General features: G+C 70.1%; 10 protein-coding genes and 1 pseudogene. 6 read left to right on the forward strand and 5 right to left on the reverse strand.

The window, feature by feature from the left end; genetic code table 11:
• Positions 1 to 180 precede the first annotated feature (180 nt).
• Both J5Y04_RS03800 and J5Y04_RS43140 read left to right on the forward strand, forming a co-directional pair.
• Positions 181 to 1,554: a hypothetical protein gene (locus tag J5Y04_RS03800; protein WP_209410330.1), complete on the forward strand. Its 1,374-nt coding sequence runs from the start codon at positions 181 to 183 to the stop codon at positions 1,552 to 1,554.
• A gap of 40 nt (positions 1,555 to 1,594) precedes the next feature.
• Entirely contained in the window at positions 1,595 to 2,221 is a 627-nt protein-coding gene (locus tag J5Y04_RS43140; RefSeq protein ID WP_209410331.1) for an HAD family acid phosphatase, read from the forward strand.
• Between the two features lie 162 nt (positions 2,222 to 2,383).
• Here J5Y04_RS43140 and J5Y04_RS03810 read toward each other — a convergent pair whose 3' ends face one another.
• Positions 2,384 to 2,986: a hypothetical protein gene (locus J5Y04_RS03810; RefSeq protein WP_209410332.1), complete on the reverse strand. Its 603-nt coding sequence runs from the start codon at positions 2,984 to 2,986 to the stop codon at positions 2,384 to 2,386.
• Positions 2,987 to 3,661: 675 nt separating this feature from the next.
• On the opposite strand from J5Y04_RS03810, the gene J5Y04_RS03815 reads away from it, so the two are divergent.
• The gene (locus tag J5Y04_RS03815; protein ID WP_209410333.1) at positions 3,662 to 5,005 is read left to right on the forward strand and encodes a phenylacetate--CoA ligase family protein; all 1,344 of its coding nucleotides are present in this window, start codon (positions 3,662 to 3,664) and stop codon (positions 5,003 to 5,005) included.
• A gap of 334 nt (positions 5,006 to 5,339) precedes the next feature.
• Here the strand turns inward: J5Y04_RS03815 and J5Y04_RS03820 are convergent, their stop codons facing one another.
• Entirely contained in the window at positions 5,340 to 6,149 is an 810-nt protein-coding gene (locus J5Y04_RS03820) for a JmjC domain-containing protein (protein WP_307852908.1), read from the reverse strand.
• Positions 6,150 to 7,456: 1,307 nt separating this feature from the next.
• On the opposite strand from J5Y04_RS03820, the gene J5Y04_RS03825 reads away from it, so the two are divergent.
• The 3 genes and pseudogenes from J5Y04_RS03825 to J5Y04_RS43880 form a co-directional block, all read left to right on the forward strand.
• A complete protein-coding gene (locus J5Y04_RS03825; protein WP_209410335.1) occupies positions 7,457 to 8,512 on the forward strand; it encodes an LLM class flavin-dependent oxidoreductase in 1,056 nt (351 codons plus the stop codon).
• Positions 8,509 to 9,813, forward strand: coding sequence for an NtaA/DmoA family FMN-dependent monooxygenase (locus tag J5Y04_RS03830; protein ID WP_209410336.1), 1,305 nt, complete (start codon positions 8,509 to 8,511; stop codon positions 9,811 to 9,813). The genes J5Y04_RS03825 and J5Y04_RS03830 overlap by 4 nt, the downstream gene beginning before the upstream one ends.
• A gap of 217 nt (positions 9,814 to 10,030) precedes the next feature.
• Positions 10,031 to 10,479 (forward strand): annotated as a pseudogene (locus tag J5Y04_RS43880) (transposase); the annotation flags it as partial.
• A gap of 204 nt (positions 10,480 to 10,683) precedes the next feature.
• Here the strand turns inward: J5Y04_RS43880 and J5Y04_RS41330 are convergent.
• Genes J5Y04_RS41330 through J5Y04_RS03850 form a run of 3 tightly spaced genes read right to left on the reverse strand, consistent with a single transcriptional unit; the run spans position 10,684 to position 14,934 of the window.
• Positions 10,684 to 10,830: a hypothetical protein gene (locus J5Y04_RS41330; protein WP_245204215.1), complete on the reverse strand. Its 147-nt coding sequence runs from the start codon at positions 10,828 to 10,830 to the stop codon at positions 10,684 to 10,686.
• Between the two features lie 46 nt (positions 10,831 to 10,876).
• Positions 10,877 to 11,887, reverse strand: coding sequence for a hypothetical protein (locus J5Y04_RS03845; RefSeq protein WP_209410339.1), 1,011 nt, complete (start codon positions 11,885 to 11,887; stop codon positions 10,877 to 10,879).
• Complete coding sequence (locus tag J5Y04_RS03850) at positions 11,884 to 14,934, reverse strand: NHLP bacteriocin export ABC transporter permease/ATPase subunit (protein WP_209410340.1); 3,051 nt, start codon at positions 14,932 to 14,934, stop codon at positions 11,884 to 11,886. The genes J5Y04_RS03845 and J5Y04_RS03850 overlap by 4 nt, the downstream gene beginning before the upstream one ends.

The following is a 14,934-nucleotide window of genomic DNA, read 5'->3' on the forward strand; positions in this document are numbered from 1 at the left end:
TGTCCATGCGCACCCTCGCGCTGCCGGCGCTCGTCGTCTCCGTGGTGCTCTCGCTGAGCGCCTGCGACCCGACCGGCCCGACAGCCCAGCCCGCCGACCTCGGCACCGTCGCCCAGGTCGTGCCCGTACCGCCCGACGGGAGCCCGCCGGTGCCTCCCGGCTCCCGGCGGCAACCCCTCGGTGACCCTGGTGACCCCGGCCGCCGACCGTGCGCCGTCGGCCACCACCTCCCCGGTCGCGCCGTCGGCCGTCCCCTCCGCGGTCGTGCCGTCGGCCGTCCCCTCCCCGGTCGCGCCGTCGGCCGCGACGGTCGCCTCCGGGGCTCCGACGGCGGCCACCCCGGCCCCGTCCGGGACGCCGACCGTCGCGGCCGGGGCGGCGGACCTCAAGCTGACCTCGTACGACCGGCAGACCGGCAAGGCCGTGCTCGCCGTCGTCGCCGACGACGGCAAGGGCGTCCCGAGCCCGTCCGCCACCGCAGCGACCACCGCCGCCGTGCAGACCGGCCGGCTGATCGACAGCCCGCCGTCGGCCGCCGCGCCGCAGGGCGCGCTGCTGGCCATCACGGCCGTCAAGCCCGCCGGCGCCGGGAAGGTGCAGGTCGACACCCGTCCGGCCACCATCGCCGAGCTGCTCGGGCAGACCTGGGCCAACATCAAGGCCGCGCTGGATCCGCACAAGATCCACGTCACCCCCAGGGTCAAGGACCTCAAGGTCTCCTACGTCCCCAAGCCCGACGGGGGCAGCGGCTCGGCCTCGGCCACGCTGAGGCTCGATGCGAACGACACCGTCCCGCTGCCGGGAGGCTCCGAGGCCGCACTGACGGGATCGCTCGAACTCGACCCGAGCGTCGTCTTCTCCTACCAGGGCACCCACGGCATCCTCGCCCCCGAGCAGGCCAAGGTCGGCTTCGACCTGGGCGCCCACGCCGACTGGCACCTCACCGCCGGACTCGCCGGCTCCACCGGCCCGGTCAGGATCCCGGTCGCCACCCTCACCGCCACCCCCACCGTGATGGTCGGCGCGCTCCCGGTCGTGATCACCCTCAACCTCACGGTCTACGCCGAGGTCAGCGCCGACGGCACCGTCGGCGTCGACGTCGCCCAGACCGTCGACGGCACCTGGGCCATCCACGCCGACTACACCAAGGCGGCCGGCTGGCACAGCGCCACCGACCCGATCAGCACCACCGTCACCCCGGTCAGGGCCACCTTCACCGGCTCCGCCGACGTGCGCAGCGCCCTGGTCGCCGAGGGCTCGGTCGCCCTGTACGACGCGCTGGGCGTGAAGGCGACCGTCAGGCCGTACCTGCGGGCCCAGGTGCAGGGCACCGCCACGGTCGCGCTCGACAGCGGCGGCGTCAAGCCGGGCATCGACGGCAGCGTCGGCCTCTACGGCGGGCTCGACGTCGACGGGGCCGTGCTGGCGAGGATCGCCGTCCTCGGCACCCCGCTGTTCGAGAAGGACGTGCCGTTCAAGCTCTACCACCAGGAATGGCCCATCGTGGCCGGCTCGTACCGCAGCCCGACCCCGAGTGCCACACCGACCACCTGACCGACCATCCGTCCATCACGTTGAAAGCCGAGTTCCAGACATGAGCATCAAGGCAAAGCTCGTCGCCACCGCGGCCCTCACGGCCGCGATCACCGCCGGTCTCGCCACCCCCGCCGTCGCCGCTCCGACCACCCCCGCCGTCGCCGCCCCGGCCGCCCCCGCGGCGAGCAGCGGCAGCACGGTGACCGAGCAGCAGTGGCTGGCCGACGTCGCCGCCGCGATCGCGCCCGCCCGCGCCTACGTCGAGCAGCGCACGGCCGAGCCGACGGACGAGCGGCCCGCGATCGTCTTCGACATCGACAACTCCACCCTCGCCACGCACTTCCACCCGTTCACGATGCCGGGCATCCCGCCGGTGGTGGAGCTGGCGCAGTACGCCCACGCGCGCGGGGTCGCGGTCATCTTCGTCACCGCGCGCGTGGACTTCATCGAGCCGGTCACCCGGTACAGCCTGGAGAAGGCCGGCTACACCGTGGACGAGCTGCACGGGCGCGACCTGGGCGACCTCTTCAAGCCGGTGCAGCAGTACAAGACGGACGAGCGGGCGGAGATCGAGAACGAGGGCTACACGATCATCGCCAGCGTCGGCAACAACTGGACGGACCTGAACGGCGGCCACGCCGAGCGCACCTTCAAGCTGCCGGACTACAACGGCCTGCTCTCCTGACCCACCCCGCCGAGGCGCACTCCCGCCGCCCGGGGGACCGGCCGACCGGCCGGCCCCCGGGCGGTTTCCCCGGGCGGTTCCCACGGCGGACGGTGTCGTCCTCGATCCGCGCCGGTGCGGACGTCACGAGCCCGCGGGCCCGCCGCCGCGTGGCCCGGGGAGTCAGTGCACGGTGACCTCGGCGGGCAGTTGGAAGCGCGGGTCGCTCTGTCCCCGGCTCAGGAGTTGTCGGAACACAGTGCCGGGTTGAGCCCACAGGACGGCATCGACGCGCGGGTTCGCCATGAGCGTCGGGCATTCCACCCGCTGCCAGGTGTTTCCTTTCCGGACGGCGTCGCCGAAAATAATCCGCACCTCGCCCCGCGCGCCTTCAGAAAATCCCAGCGAAGCGTTTCGCCAGAAGGCCGCAGCCTTTCCGGAGTAGTCCGAGTAGTACGGGGTGCACAGGTTGAGATCTTCGATCAGCATCATCATCGTATGCCCACCGTACTTCTCGGCAGTGGCCTTCGCCGCCTCCTCGACCGACTTCCCCTTGTAGGTACCGCTGTAGTACCACACTGCGGTGGGACCGCCGCGGTCCACGGCTTTCCGCATCTGCGCTCTCGTCACCCACTTGGAACTGTCATCGGTCTGCCCGGGAAGAACAACGCCGCCGCCGTTGGTCGGCCCCTCATTCGCAAAGGGAACCGACTCGCCGACCAACTCGGCCCTGATGGCCGGATCAGGACTCGACGGCGGAATCAGTGAGGTCGGACGAATATTCACGGCGGCAAGTCCAGCTCTCAACAATGCCTCCTTGCGAGTGTCTGACGGGATCCTGATCGGCGCAAATCTAGCCGCGAACTGCACAAGAAGGCACGGGTGCCGGCAGATCAAGCCGTGCGCGCGGCGGCGTTGACATCACCTGATGACACCCTGCTCGATCGTGTCGTCCTGAGTTGCCCGATGGAGATGCCAATTTGCAGCAGGAGGCCTGCGATGGCCGGAAGCTGCCCCGGGTGGCCCGTTCTGCGGGGGGTGAGGAAGGGACGTCCCAGGGCGACGGCGCGGTGTTTCAGCGACTGCGGCACGAATCCGTGAAACGGTCCGGACCTGGCCGTACACGCTCCTGAGCAAGCATCGGAGAATCCTTGTGTCCCTTGTGCCGGGAGCCCTAGGTTCGAATCGTCTCATCCGAGAGGGGCATATTCCGGCAGGGCCCGCCGGCAACCTCCCGAGGGGTTTCCGCCGGAATTCATCCGGCATCCCCCCGTGAGGAATCACGGGCGAAATCCGGAAGACCACATCGAAGACCGCGTCGGAGACTTCGGCAGCGAGGCCGGCGACGAGGAACCGGGGACCATCTCTGATGGTCTCGAGTACATCTGACGTCCATTCCCCGGGCAGATGCCGGCGCAATGTCGCCGGTGCCCGGCCGGCTGTACAAAGGAGGGCCGCGGGTTGAACCTGCCGAGCGATCTGGCACGCGACTTCCATCGGCTGCGCGAGCGCATCACGCGCAAGGCCTCGTCCGCATGGTTCCGGGAGAAGCGCCAGGAGATCGAGAGCCTGGCCCCGTACGATCCCGGCCGGGGGCGCGAGCGCCTCGACCATCTGCTGGCCACCGCTTCGAAACAAGTCCCGTACTACCGCGCCGTTCGCGACTGCGAGCAGCTGAGCCTGAGTGACTTCCCCCTGACCCGCAAGAACGATCTGCGCGAGCACTTCGTCGACTTCATCAGCCGCGATGCGACCGGCCGGATGGCACCTGGCGCGTTCTACCTCGCTCAGACCAGCGGCAGCACGGGACAGCCCGTCACCCTGCTGTCAACCGCCGAGGCCGGCGGACTGTCGAACAACGTGATCCGTGAGCGGTTGAGCGCCTTGCTCGGTCTACCGGACGGTGGCATCGCCCTCAACCTGGGACTGCTCTTCCCCGGCACTCCACTCTTCCAACCGGTGATGCTGCCCCGTCCATACCTCAAGTGCAACCTGCGTGGATACGACCCCCATGCGCCTGACATTGTCGCGGATTACGAGGCTGTGATCGGACGCATCCCGATCGACCAGATCGCCGGTTCTTCCAGCCGCGTGATCACCCTGGCCCGATACTGCCTGGACCGCGGCATCGTCCTGCGTCCGCACGGTGTCGTAGCCTCCCACGAGCACATGCCCGACAGCGGCCGCCGTCTGGTCGAGGAGGCGTTCGGCTGCCCGGTCACCATGCTGTACGCGACGTCGGAAACCGGCTACGCGGCCTTCGAATGCAGTCGGCAGCGGATGCACTTCCAGGACGATTTCGTCCTGCCCGAGATCGGTCCGGCCGGTGATGGCGAGGTCGGCGCAATCGTCCTGACCGCTCTGCTGTCCACCCCGATGCCGGTCATCCGCTACGTGACGGGCGACCTCGCCCCCCAGCCGATCGACTGCGGGTGCGGCCTGCCCGGCACCGTGACCGACGGTCTGCTGGGCCGGGCCCGCACCAGCCTGGTCGGTCTCGACGGATTGGCATACTCGCCCTATGCGCTGCTGGCTGCGCTGGCCGCCGCAGGCCTGCCGGACTTCCAGGTCGTCCAGAACGAACCAGGCACGCTCGACCTTGTGACCGCCGGCCCGGCGGAAGTCGCCGCAGCCCGCGTACGGGACATCAACACCAGCCTCGAAGCGTACTTCGGTGCCCTGCAGGGCTTTCGCCTGCGCCACCAGCCGCACCACGAGTTCCAGTTCACCGCGAGCGGCAAGCGCAACCCCGTGGTTCAGCACCTGGAGCTGCCGGACACCACTGAGCGCTCGGCATACCTGTGACAGCGCAGGGCGACAACCCTGCAGGGCGGGACGGTGCTCGGCTGGGAGCCGGGCAAGGGCGCGGTCGACGGCAGAATTCCGTGCAACCGTGAGCCGCCGCTGGGTACGGTCTCGTTCCTTCCCCCGAATCGGCTGCACCGCTGGCCCCGATCGGATCGAGACACGGGATCTCGCGGAGGAGGAACTGGATGCGCTGGTGGCCGGGGTCGGTGTTCCGGAATTTCCGGGAGTCTCCCGCTGATGTGCCGGACGACCGGACCGCGGCCTTCTACGGTGCCATGGTCCGGAACGTCCTGTTGCCGGTGGCCGTGCCGGACGGATTCTCGTCGCGGTGTCAGTTCCGGAGAGTTTCCGCCAGGCCCGTCAGTGCACGGGCAGGCTCGGGTGATGCTGTACCGGTCCTCGGCTCCGGGACGGTTTCCACGGCGGCGCACAACTCTTCCGGGGTGAGCCCGGCCAGCCGCTCCCGATAGTGGTGGAGCAGCTCGGCCGCGGTCCGGCGCAGCTCTGCCTGGTCCACCGGGAGGAGAGGCAGTTCGAGCCCGTCGTCGAGGCGGCGGGCGAGGACAGTGCGCAGGTCGGCGGTGCCGGGCTGCCGGACGGTCAGCGACAGGTGGAAGGACAGGCCGGCGGCGTGACCAACGGCCGAGTGCGGTGCGCCGCGGGGGATGTAGAGGACCTCACCGGCGTGTGCCGTGGTCTCCAGCCGTACGGGGCCTGGGTTCGGCTCTTGGCGGGCCTGCCAGTGCCCGTCGTCGGGGACCGCGTGAACCTGCCACCGTTTGCTGCCGTTCAGTTGCAGCACGAAGACGTCCGCATCGTCCCGGTGGGGGCTCAACCCCTGCTGGCCGGGCGGGGTGACGAAGAGGAAGGCCTCGACGCGTCGGTCCAGTTCGGCGCCGAGGCGGTCAGCGAGTGCGGCTGCTCCGGAGTGCCAGTGCTCGATGTTGCGCATCAGCAAGGTGGCGCCGACATCGAGCTGTCGCAGAACCTTGGCAGAGTCGGCGTAGCCGCCGAAGTCGTGACCCCTGACGCTGCGGGCGGTGGTGTAGTCGCCCTGGTCCAGTGCCTTTCCGCGGGAGACGAGTTCGAGGTAGGGGCGGCGCAGCAGGCCCGAGGCCAGTGCGGCGTCGATGTCTGCCAAGGTGACCGGTGGGGCGAGAGGTGTCGGCGGGCGCAGCAGACAGGCACGGCGACGCCACACCGTCGCCAGGAACGGAGCAGGGTCGCCCACCAGGGACCGGAGAGTTTCCATCGGGGAGTGGCCTTCTGTAGTGGGGCCGAGGCTGACGGGTGCCAGGAGGTGTTCCGCCGCCGGTGCGTCCCCGTGCCCAGCGCGTCGGTCGCGGTTCGTACGGTGGAGAGTGGATCGTGGTGGACCGGCACTCCCGGACGGGCGTGCCGGGCTGGGCGGTCACGTCCAGGCAGGGGCCGTAGTGGCGCTCGACTCCGACGATGACCGGTCGACCGGCGGAAGCCGCGCCAGGTGCCGGTGCCGCCGGTCGGGACTCGCGCACCCGTTGGAAGTCGGCTGCCGGACCGCCGGGCAGGTTCGACACGGAGCCCACCGGATGGACGACCGGTCGGGCGCCGGCGACAGGCGCCGCCACCCGACCGGGGGAGCAAACGTCAGATGACCAGCTCGCCACCCGAGATGGCCTCCAGGTCCTCGTCGTCGACCTCGGTGCTGAACTCGTCCCACGCGGTCTCCGGGGTGATGTTCTGGGTGTCGCTCATGATTCCTCCCAAGGGGGTGCCAGGTGTGTTCCGAAGGAAAGGGGATCGGGGAATTCCCGGCAGCCTCTTGCGGAACATTCCGTCTCTCGGCGAGACGATTCGAACCTAAGGCTCACGAAACAATGCGCACAAGGATTCGCCGATACTTCCTCAGGCACGTGCACAGTTAAGCCGAACCGTTCCACCGATTCGTGCCGCAGTTGTTTTCGGGCCACACTGCTGTCCTGGACGTCCTATCCGCGCGCCCCGGAGAATGGCCGCCCCGGGGCCGTTTCCGGCCTGACCCGACGAGCACTGGAGCAGGCGATGCACGACCGTGCGGCCCGCAGCCTGCCGGCACTGCGGCATGACGGGCACTGTGCGGCACGCAGAGTCGTCCCGGATCCAGGCGGCGGCCTCCGTGTCGCTGCCGGACGTGGTGCTGCGCCGGCTCGGCCTGAGTGGAGTTGTCGCGGTCCATCCCGTCACAGTGGGACTGACGGACCGTTGCTGGCAGATCGAGACCAGTCGACAACGGCACCTGTTCGTCAAGCAGGCCGCGGCACCTCCGTGACACACATCCGTGCAAGCGTCCCGGCCGCAGTGGCCGGGGGCCGTGCCGTTCGGCTGCCGGGGCGAATCGCCGGTGGCCTTCCGGCCTAGGCTGCGGGCCTGAGGGCGCCCCCGAGGCGGGACTGCCCGGCCCCATGTGCACAGCATTGGAAAGGAACCCGGATGTTGCTCGGTGTGGCGATCGGCAGTGTCGGGCGGCATCCCGACGCGTGGCGGCCGGCGCGTTCCGACCTGATGGACGCCGGACATTACCGGCGACTTGCCCTTGTAGCCGAGCGGGGAGGGCTGGACTTCGTCACGCTTGACGACTCCCTGGCCCTGACCGCGGCGCCGGACGGGCAGCCGGACGCGGTCACCGCGCTGGCTGCCATCGCACCGGCGACTCACACGATCGGGTTGGTGGCGACAGTGACGACCACCTATGCCGAGCCCTTTCAGGTTGCCCGGGCGCTGGCCACTCTCGATCACATCAGCCACGGCCGAGCGGGATGGCGCCCGCGGGTGGCGACCTCGGCGGCCGAAGCCGCGCACTTCGGCCCCGAGCCTCTGCCGGAGATCAGCCGACTCCGCTCGGAGGCAGCAGAGTTCACGGAAGTCGTCACCGCACTGTGGGACAGCTGGCAGGACGATGCGGTCATCCGCGACACCGCGAGCGGTCGTTTCCTGGACCACGCCAGAATCCGTCACATCGACCACGTGGGGCAGCATTTCCGCATCAAGGGCCCGGCAGTCGTGCCGCGGCCACCGCAGGGCCACCCCGTGCTCGCCTCCGGTCCCGACCCTGACTCCTCGCCGGTCTCCGCCCACAGCGCCGATCTGGTGTTCACCGAGGTCCGCAAGGCGCAGCAGGTACGGGCACGCGTGGGAACCGGTGTCCGGATCCTTGGTGAGGTCGAGATCTTCCTCGACGACCACGGCCCGGGCCGGCCACCTGAGCAGCAGGGCGCGGCGCAGCCTCTCCGGGTCGCCGGAAGCGCCGCCGAACTCGCCGCTCGACTCGATGCCGTGTACGCGTGCGGGGTCGTCGACGGCTTCCATGTGCGGCTCGCCGCGCTCCCCGGTGCCGTCGAGCACTTCGTCGATGAGGTCGTCCCACTTCTGCGCCAGCGGCACCCGGCCCGGTCTGGCACACCAGGGGGGTCGCTGCGCGAGCGACTCGGCCTGCCGGCCCGGGCGTCCAGTGTGTTCCCGCTCCGAAAGGCAACGCCGTCACGATGAGCAATACCGGCAAGGCGATGCACCTGGCGGCTCTGTTCCCCTCCAATCAATCGGCCGGTTGGCGTGACCCGCGGGCCGGTGACCACAGCGACTTCGCCACCTTCACCGGCCTGGCTCAAACGGCAGAGCGCGGTCTGTTCGACTTCTTCCTCCTTGCCGATTACCCTCGGCTGACCGAACACCGTGGCGCCATCTCCGAAGTGGGCACCGCCGGAGAATTCGACCAGGTCACCACACTGTCAGCCCTGAGTGCCGTCACCGAGCGAATCGGGCTGGTCCCGACCGTCAACGCGACCTTCAACGAACCCTTCGACGTCGCACGAAGACTGGCGTCGCTGGACCACTTCTCCAACGGCCGGTGCGGGTGGAACGTCGTCACCACGTCCAACGCCTGGACCGGCGAGAACTTCCGCCGCGGCGGCTACCTCCCGCATGCCGACCGCTACCAGCGGGCGGCCGAGTTCGTCCGCGCGGCCCGGACCATGTGGCGCAGCTGGGAAACGGACGGTCCCACCCGGTTCCATCACGACAGTCCGCAGTTCCGCATCAGCGGGCACTTCACCGTCCCGGCCGGACCCCAGGGGTGCCCACCCACCCTTCAGGCCGGCGACTCCGAGCAGGGCCGAGAGTTCGCTGCCTCGTACGCGGATGTGGTCTACAGCCGGCACCTCGGCAGAGCAGGTCACACCTTCGCCGCCGACATCCGCAGTCGTACAGCCCGGCAGGGCCGTGACTCCCGTCAGGTGAAGATCATGCCCGGGGTCTCGTTCGCTCTCGGCGATACCGACGAGGAAGCTCAGGACAACGCACGTGCTGCCCAGGAGCAGACCGTCAGCCCGCAGTTGGCGATCTGGTACCTGGAACGCACCTGGGGGCGTGCGCTGTCCTCCTACGATCCTGACGGGCCACTTCCCGACATCGCCCCGGAGCGCACACCGGACCCGTCCCAGTGGTCCGGTATCGCGGCGGCCGAGGTCAGGTCGACGCGGGCACGGAAGTGGCGGGCCTACGCTGCCGAACACGGCCTCGGCATCCGGGAGCTGGTGATGAAACTGACCGGTGGAAAGCCATTCATCGGCACCCCGGCCCGCGTGGCGCAACAGATGACCGACTACGTCCGTTCGGGCGGCGCGGACGGATTCATCCTGGTACCCGCGTACGCCCCCGGGGGCCTGGACGACTTCGTTGACCGCGTAGTCCCCGAGCTGCAGGAACGGGGCAGTTACCGCACCGCCTACACGGGCGAAACCCTGCGCGACCACCTCGACCTGCCGACACCCGGCAACCGTCGTACAGGCTGACCGGCCGAGCGGGGATCGTTGGCCTTCGTCACGTTGGGCGAAGCCCTCACGTTCCGGGCAGACTCCGCGTCAGCCCGGCAGTCGGCCTGCCGAAGCAGGCTGAATCCGGTGGCCACGCCAGCCAACGTCGCACCGCAAACCACGTCGATCGGGCTCGTCGCGACCTCCCTGGCTTGTACGAGTAGGGCCTGTTGTCGGACCTGCGCCGCAAGAACGCGTGGACGATGCCCTCACGGGCGGGCCATGTCACGCCTCGCGGATCCAGAAGTTCCTCAATGCGGCCTCGTGGTCCGCGGACGCGCTGCTGGACGATCTGCGGGCGTACGTGGCCGAGCATCTGGGCGATCAGACCGCGTCGCTGGTGCTGGACGACACCCAGGTGCAGAAGAAGGGGACCAAGTCCGTCGGGTCGCTCCGCAGCACTGCGGGGTGACCGGCTCCGTGAGGAACTGTCAGGTCATGGTGATGCTGACCTACGCGGCGCCGGACGGGCACACATTCATCGACCGCCGACTGTATCTGCCCGCCGCCTGGACCGGGGACCGGGCGCGCTGCCGCGAGGCCGGGGTGCCGGACGAAGTCGCGTTCGCGACGAAACCACAGCTCGCGACCCATATGCGCGAACGGGCCCTGGTGGACGGGACGTTGTTCGCGTGGGTGGTGGCCGACTCCGGCTACGGGCGCGATGCCGGCCTGCGCGCGTTCCTGCACCACAAAGGCCTGCACAGCCGACCGCCGAGGACGGTCCGCCCTGGGACTTCGCCCGGAACGGCGGGGAGGATCTCAGCGGTGCGGGGTGGTCCGCGCAGTGCCGTCGCCGACGGAAGCGTCGTGCCCGTGACCCGGCAGCGGGGTCACGGGCACGACGGCTCACACGTACGGCGGGTAGGTCGGCTGACCTCCGTCGCCGCCGCCGATGGCGTCCAGGTCCCCGTCGCTGATCTCCTCGTCGACCTCCGTGCCCGCCACGACGGCGGCGTCCTCGGTGTCGGCGTTGCGGGAGATGTCGTCCTTCATGGTGGTGAACTCCTTCGGTGGTGTTTTCTCGTGGCTCTGGCAGTGGTCAACTGACAGTGATGGGGACCTCGTTGTAGCCGATGACCTGGGCTTTCGCCCCCGAGGCGGTGGTCGGGATGTACGTCAGGAACGTCTCCAGCCGGCTGATGGTGAACTGGCTCGCCGTCGCTCCCTCGGGCTTTCCCAGCTGCGCGGCGTCACGGCTCTTCGGGGCCAGGGAGACGGTGCCGTCGGCCTTGACCGGGGTCAGCGTGTCGGTGATGACGTCGGAGGTGAACGCGAGCACGCCGCCGTCCTCGGTCCGCAGGGCGAAGGTCTTGGGGAGCGTCCGGCCCAGTGCCCTGGAGAGGGTCGTGCCGCGACCGCTCAGGGCCTTCACGCCGGCGTTGTAACCGTTGGAGAGGTTGTCGTCCAGCGGAGCGCTGTAGGAGAACTTGTCCTTGCCGGCGAGGTTCTGCTGGTAGTGGGCGAGGATGTCCGCTGCCAGGGCGTCCGGAGCCACCAGGAGGCCGTCCGGGCCCGGGACGGCGGAGGCGACGCCCGCACCGTCGACGGCGACCTTGGGCACCGGCCCGGTGACGTTGAGCGAATACGCGGGCAGGTAGGACGCTCCGGGCGCCTCCTGCACGAAGACGCGGTACGTGGGACCGGGGAAGGGCATGCCTCCCTGCGCCCGGCTGGACACGGCGAGGAACCAGTGGGGGAAGGCCGGGCCCGATGTGGCGTAGACGGTGATGGCCTGGTCACTGATGGGGGCGACCGGCTGGTTCAGTTCCTTGCTGATGCGCATCCAGGCGACGTCCGCGCTGAGCAGCGGCTCGGTCTCGATGCCGGCCAGGCCTGCGCTGTCCATGGCCTCGTTGACCCGGTTGTTCGCGGCGTCGTAGCCGCTGACCGCGGCGGACGCGTCCGCCTGGGAGACGACCGCCTCCGACGCCGACGCGTGTGCACCCGTGTCGCCGCCGTGGACCGTGCCGCAGCCGGCCGTGCCGCCGAGGCCCAGCAGGAAGGTCGCCGCGGCGGCCTGCAGACGGAGGCCTCTCTTCTTGCGGTTCATGCCATCGCTCCTTCTGATTCGTGCATCTGCCTGCGCACCAGCTGGTGGAAGAGGCTCGTGGAGTTGCGGAGCAGTTCGGACGGCGGTCCGCACTCGGCGACCCGGCCCTCGTCGAGTACGACGACCTTGTCGGCGTCGAGGACGGTCGAGAGCCGGTGCGCGATGACGACCCGGGTCGCGTTCAGGCGCTGTGTGCTCTCCGTGACGATCCGTTGGGTCTCGTTGTCCAGCGCGCTGGTGGCCTCGTCGAAGAAGAGGATCCTGGGCCGGCGGATCAGGGCGTGCGCGATGGCGAGGCGCTGCCGCTGGCCGCCGGAGAAGGTCCCGCCGTCGCTCACCAGCGTGTGCATCCCCATGGGCATGGCGCGGATGTCCGCGGCGATGCCCGCCAGTTCGGCGGCGGCCCACGCGTCGTCGTGGCTGTAGTTGAGGGTGCCGGTGATGGCCTGGAAGACGGTGCCGGCGAACGGCTTCGTCTGCTGCAGGACGACCCCGCACTGCCTCCGCACCGCGGTGCTGTCCAGCGTGGCCAGGTCCTGGCCGTCGTACAGGATGTTGCCGCTGGAGGGCTGCTCGAAGCCCAGCAGCAGCCGCAGCAGGGTGGACTTGCCGCACCCGCTGGGGCCGACGATCGCCACGAACTCGCCCGGCCGCATGCTCAGGGAGACGTTGTCGAGCACCGGTGGACTGTTCTCGTCGTAGCGGAACGTCACCCGGTTCACGTCGATCTCCCCCGTCAGCTCACCCGGCACCGTGTGCGCTTCCGAGGCCTCCGGCAGCTCGGCGAGCAGCGGCTTCATGCGTTTGAACATGGGGATCACCGCGAAGGCCGAGGAGAGGGAGTTGGTCACCTGGATGACCGCCGCGAGGACGATGCCCAGGGCCGCGTTGAACGACAGGAACCGGGTCATCGACAGCGATCCGCTGGCCGGCCCGCTGATGACCGCGAAGGTGAGCAGCACGCAGACGAGCGGGTAGACGGCGTTGAACGTGGCCGCCGCGTTCTGGTACCTGCCGATGCGCTTCTGGAGCTCCTTCTGCTGCGCGAACTCGTTGGCCCAGGCCGCGAAGGCGCGGTTCTCGGCGCCCGCCACCCGCAGTTTGGGGAGACCCCGAAGCCTCTGGTACACCCGGTTCGCGAGCTTGTGCTCCAGGTCCAGCGACTGGGTCTGCCACTTCATCTGCCGCGCACCCAGCACGACGAAGAACACCACCCCGACCAGCACGTACAGCCCTGTCAGCAGGGCCAGCGGCACGCTGAACCAGAACATCACGGCGAAGTTCACCACCGCGACCACGCCGGAGTAGAGCACCACGTAGCTCACGTTCATCAGCACCGTGCGGATGTTCTTCACCCCCAGTGCCGCACTGGCCAGTTCACCCGTGGAGTACCGGCGGAAGAACGGCGCCGGCAGGCGCAGCAGCCGGTCCCAGACGGCGGCCTGCAGGGTGGCCTCGAAGCGACCCCCGACGCGCAGCAGCGCCAGGTTCTCCAGCACCGCGAAGACCGCCGACGCGAGGGCGGCCACCAGGGTCAGGGCGCACACCTGCACGATGAGGCTCGTCTCGGCGTACGGGACGAACGTGCCCAGGACCAGCCCGGTGCTGATGGGCACGGTGGTGCTGACGGCGACCGCGACCAGCGTGAACACGATCAGGTTGCGGATGTCCCGTCCGCTGCCCTTCAGGCCGAACAGGATCAGCCGTCCCGTGCCGATCGGCCGCTCGGGCAGGGGCGGGTAGAACAGCACCCCCGTGTCGTCGAACCGCCCCGCCGTCCGGTCCCGCACCGGGCTCTGCTCGCCGGTGACGGGATCCCAGGCCACGTACCGTCCGCGCCGCCAGACGAACGCCACCGGCTCGCCGGAGTCGCAGCGGCGCCCGACGAACGGCCCGATGTTGGTGCGCCACCAGCGCCCGTCCAGGTTCACCGCGCGGATGCGGAAGCGCGAGCGCACCGCGATCGCCTCGATCGGGCCCGTCTTGCCGCCGGCCGCGGAGCCGCGGGCCGGCAGGATGGGGATGCCCAGTTCGTCGGCCACGATCCGGCAGGCCGCCTCGGTGGCGTCCTCGGTGTGGACGGGGCCGTTGCGCGAGAGGTGCTCGGCCGGCTGGAGTACCGCCTGGAGGACCCGGTCGGCCTTGTCGGTCAGCGCGTCCTCCATCTCGCGCACGGCCCGGATCCGGGACTCGGCCCGCTCCCCGTCGGCGGCGATGACCCGGTCGGCCATCCGCAGCAGGCGCTCGTTCACCTCGGCCAGGCGCTCCCACAGCCGGCCGTCGGCCAGCAGGTCACCGGTCGAGCAGGTCGTGAACGAGGCCGAGGGCCCGCCGTGGAGGGTGCTGCCCTCGGTGACCACGAACGCGTCGCCGCGGGAGAGGAACTCGCCGCTGTCGGGCGTTCCGACCCGCAGTCGACCGGCGAGGACCTCGACCCAGACCAGTCCCTCGGCCGAGCGTCCCGCCTCCCCTTCCGCCAGTTCGCCCCGGCTTCCGGCGGTCAGCAGCACGTGTTCCCCGCCGGCCGGCTGCTCGGTGACGAAGCCGAGAAGGCCGTCGAGCCCCGCGTCGATCCCCCGGGCGAGGGCGGCGAGCCGACCGGACGAATCGCCGGCCGCCCCGGAGCCGACGTCGGCGCGCAGGAGTCCTGCCAGGTCCGAGGCGTCCACGCGCAGGACACGGGAGCCGAGGACGGCTCGCAGGACCGGGACGCCGGCGGGGCCCGACGGTGGCGCGGCGATGACGGCGCCGGGGGTGAAGCGGCTGACGTAGTGCCACGGGCCGCCCTCGGCCGCCTCCATGACGAACATGTCGACGGCTCCGTCGGTCACCACCCAGAGCGCGTCCCCGTCCGTCAACCGGACGTGTCCCTCGTCGAAGGCGACCTCGGTGCCGGTCCCGGCGGGCGGTCGCCAGGCCGCCACGGCCACGTCGGCCTCGGCGGCCTCGTCGGCCTCGTCGGCCTCGTCGGCCTCGGCGGTCACGTCGGCCACGTCGGCCACGGCGGTCACGGGCGGCCGCTCGGACCCGGAGGATGTCGTCCTCAT

The sequence above is a fragment of the Kitasatospora sp. RG8 genome, from assembly GCF_017813315.1.
Classification (GTDB): domain Bacteria; phylum Actinomycetota; class Actinomycetes; order Streptomycetales; family Streptomycetaceae; genus Kitasatospora.

What these genes read in the sequence shown, in the direction of transcription:
- J5Y04_RS43140 (WP_209410331.1), top strand. Translation starts at nt 1,595, where the DNA reads ATGAGCATCAAGGCAAAGCTCGTCGCCACCGCGGCCCTCACGGCCGCG.
- J5Y04_RS03850 (WP_209410340.1), bottom strand. Translation starts at nt 14,934, where the DNA reads ATGAGGACGACATCCTCCGGGTCCGAGCGGCCGCCCGTGACCGCCGTG.
- J5Y04_RS03825 (WP_209410335.1), top strand. Translation starts at nt 7,457, where the DNA reads ATGTTGCTCGGTGTGGCGATCGGCAGTGTCGGGCGGCATCCCGACGCG.
- J5Y04_RS03830 (WP_209410336.1), top strand. Translation starts at nt 8,509, where the DNA reads ATGAGCAATACCGGCAAGGCGATGCACCTGGCGGCTCTGTTCCCCTCC.
- J5Y04_RS03845 (WP_209410339.1), bottom strand. Translation starts at nt 11,887, where the DNA reads ATGAACCGCAAGAAGAGAGGCCTCCGTCTGCAGGCCGCCGCGGCGACC.
- J5Y04_RS41330 (WP_245204215.1), bottom strand. Translation starts at nt 10,830, where the DNA reads ATGAAGGACGACATCTCCCGCAACGCCGACACCGAGGACGCCGCCGTC.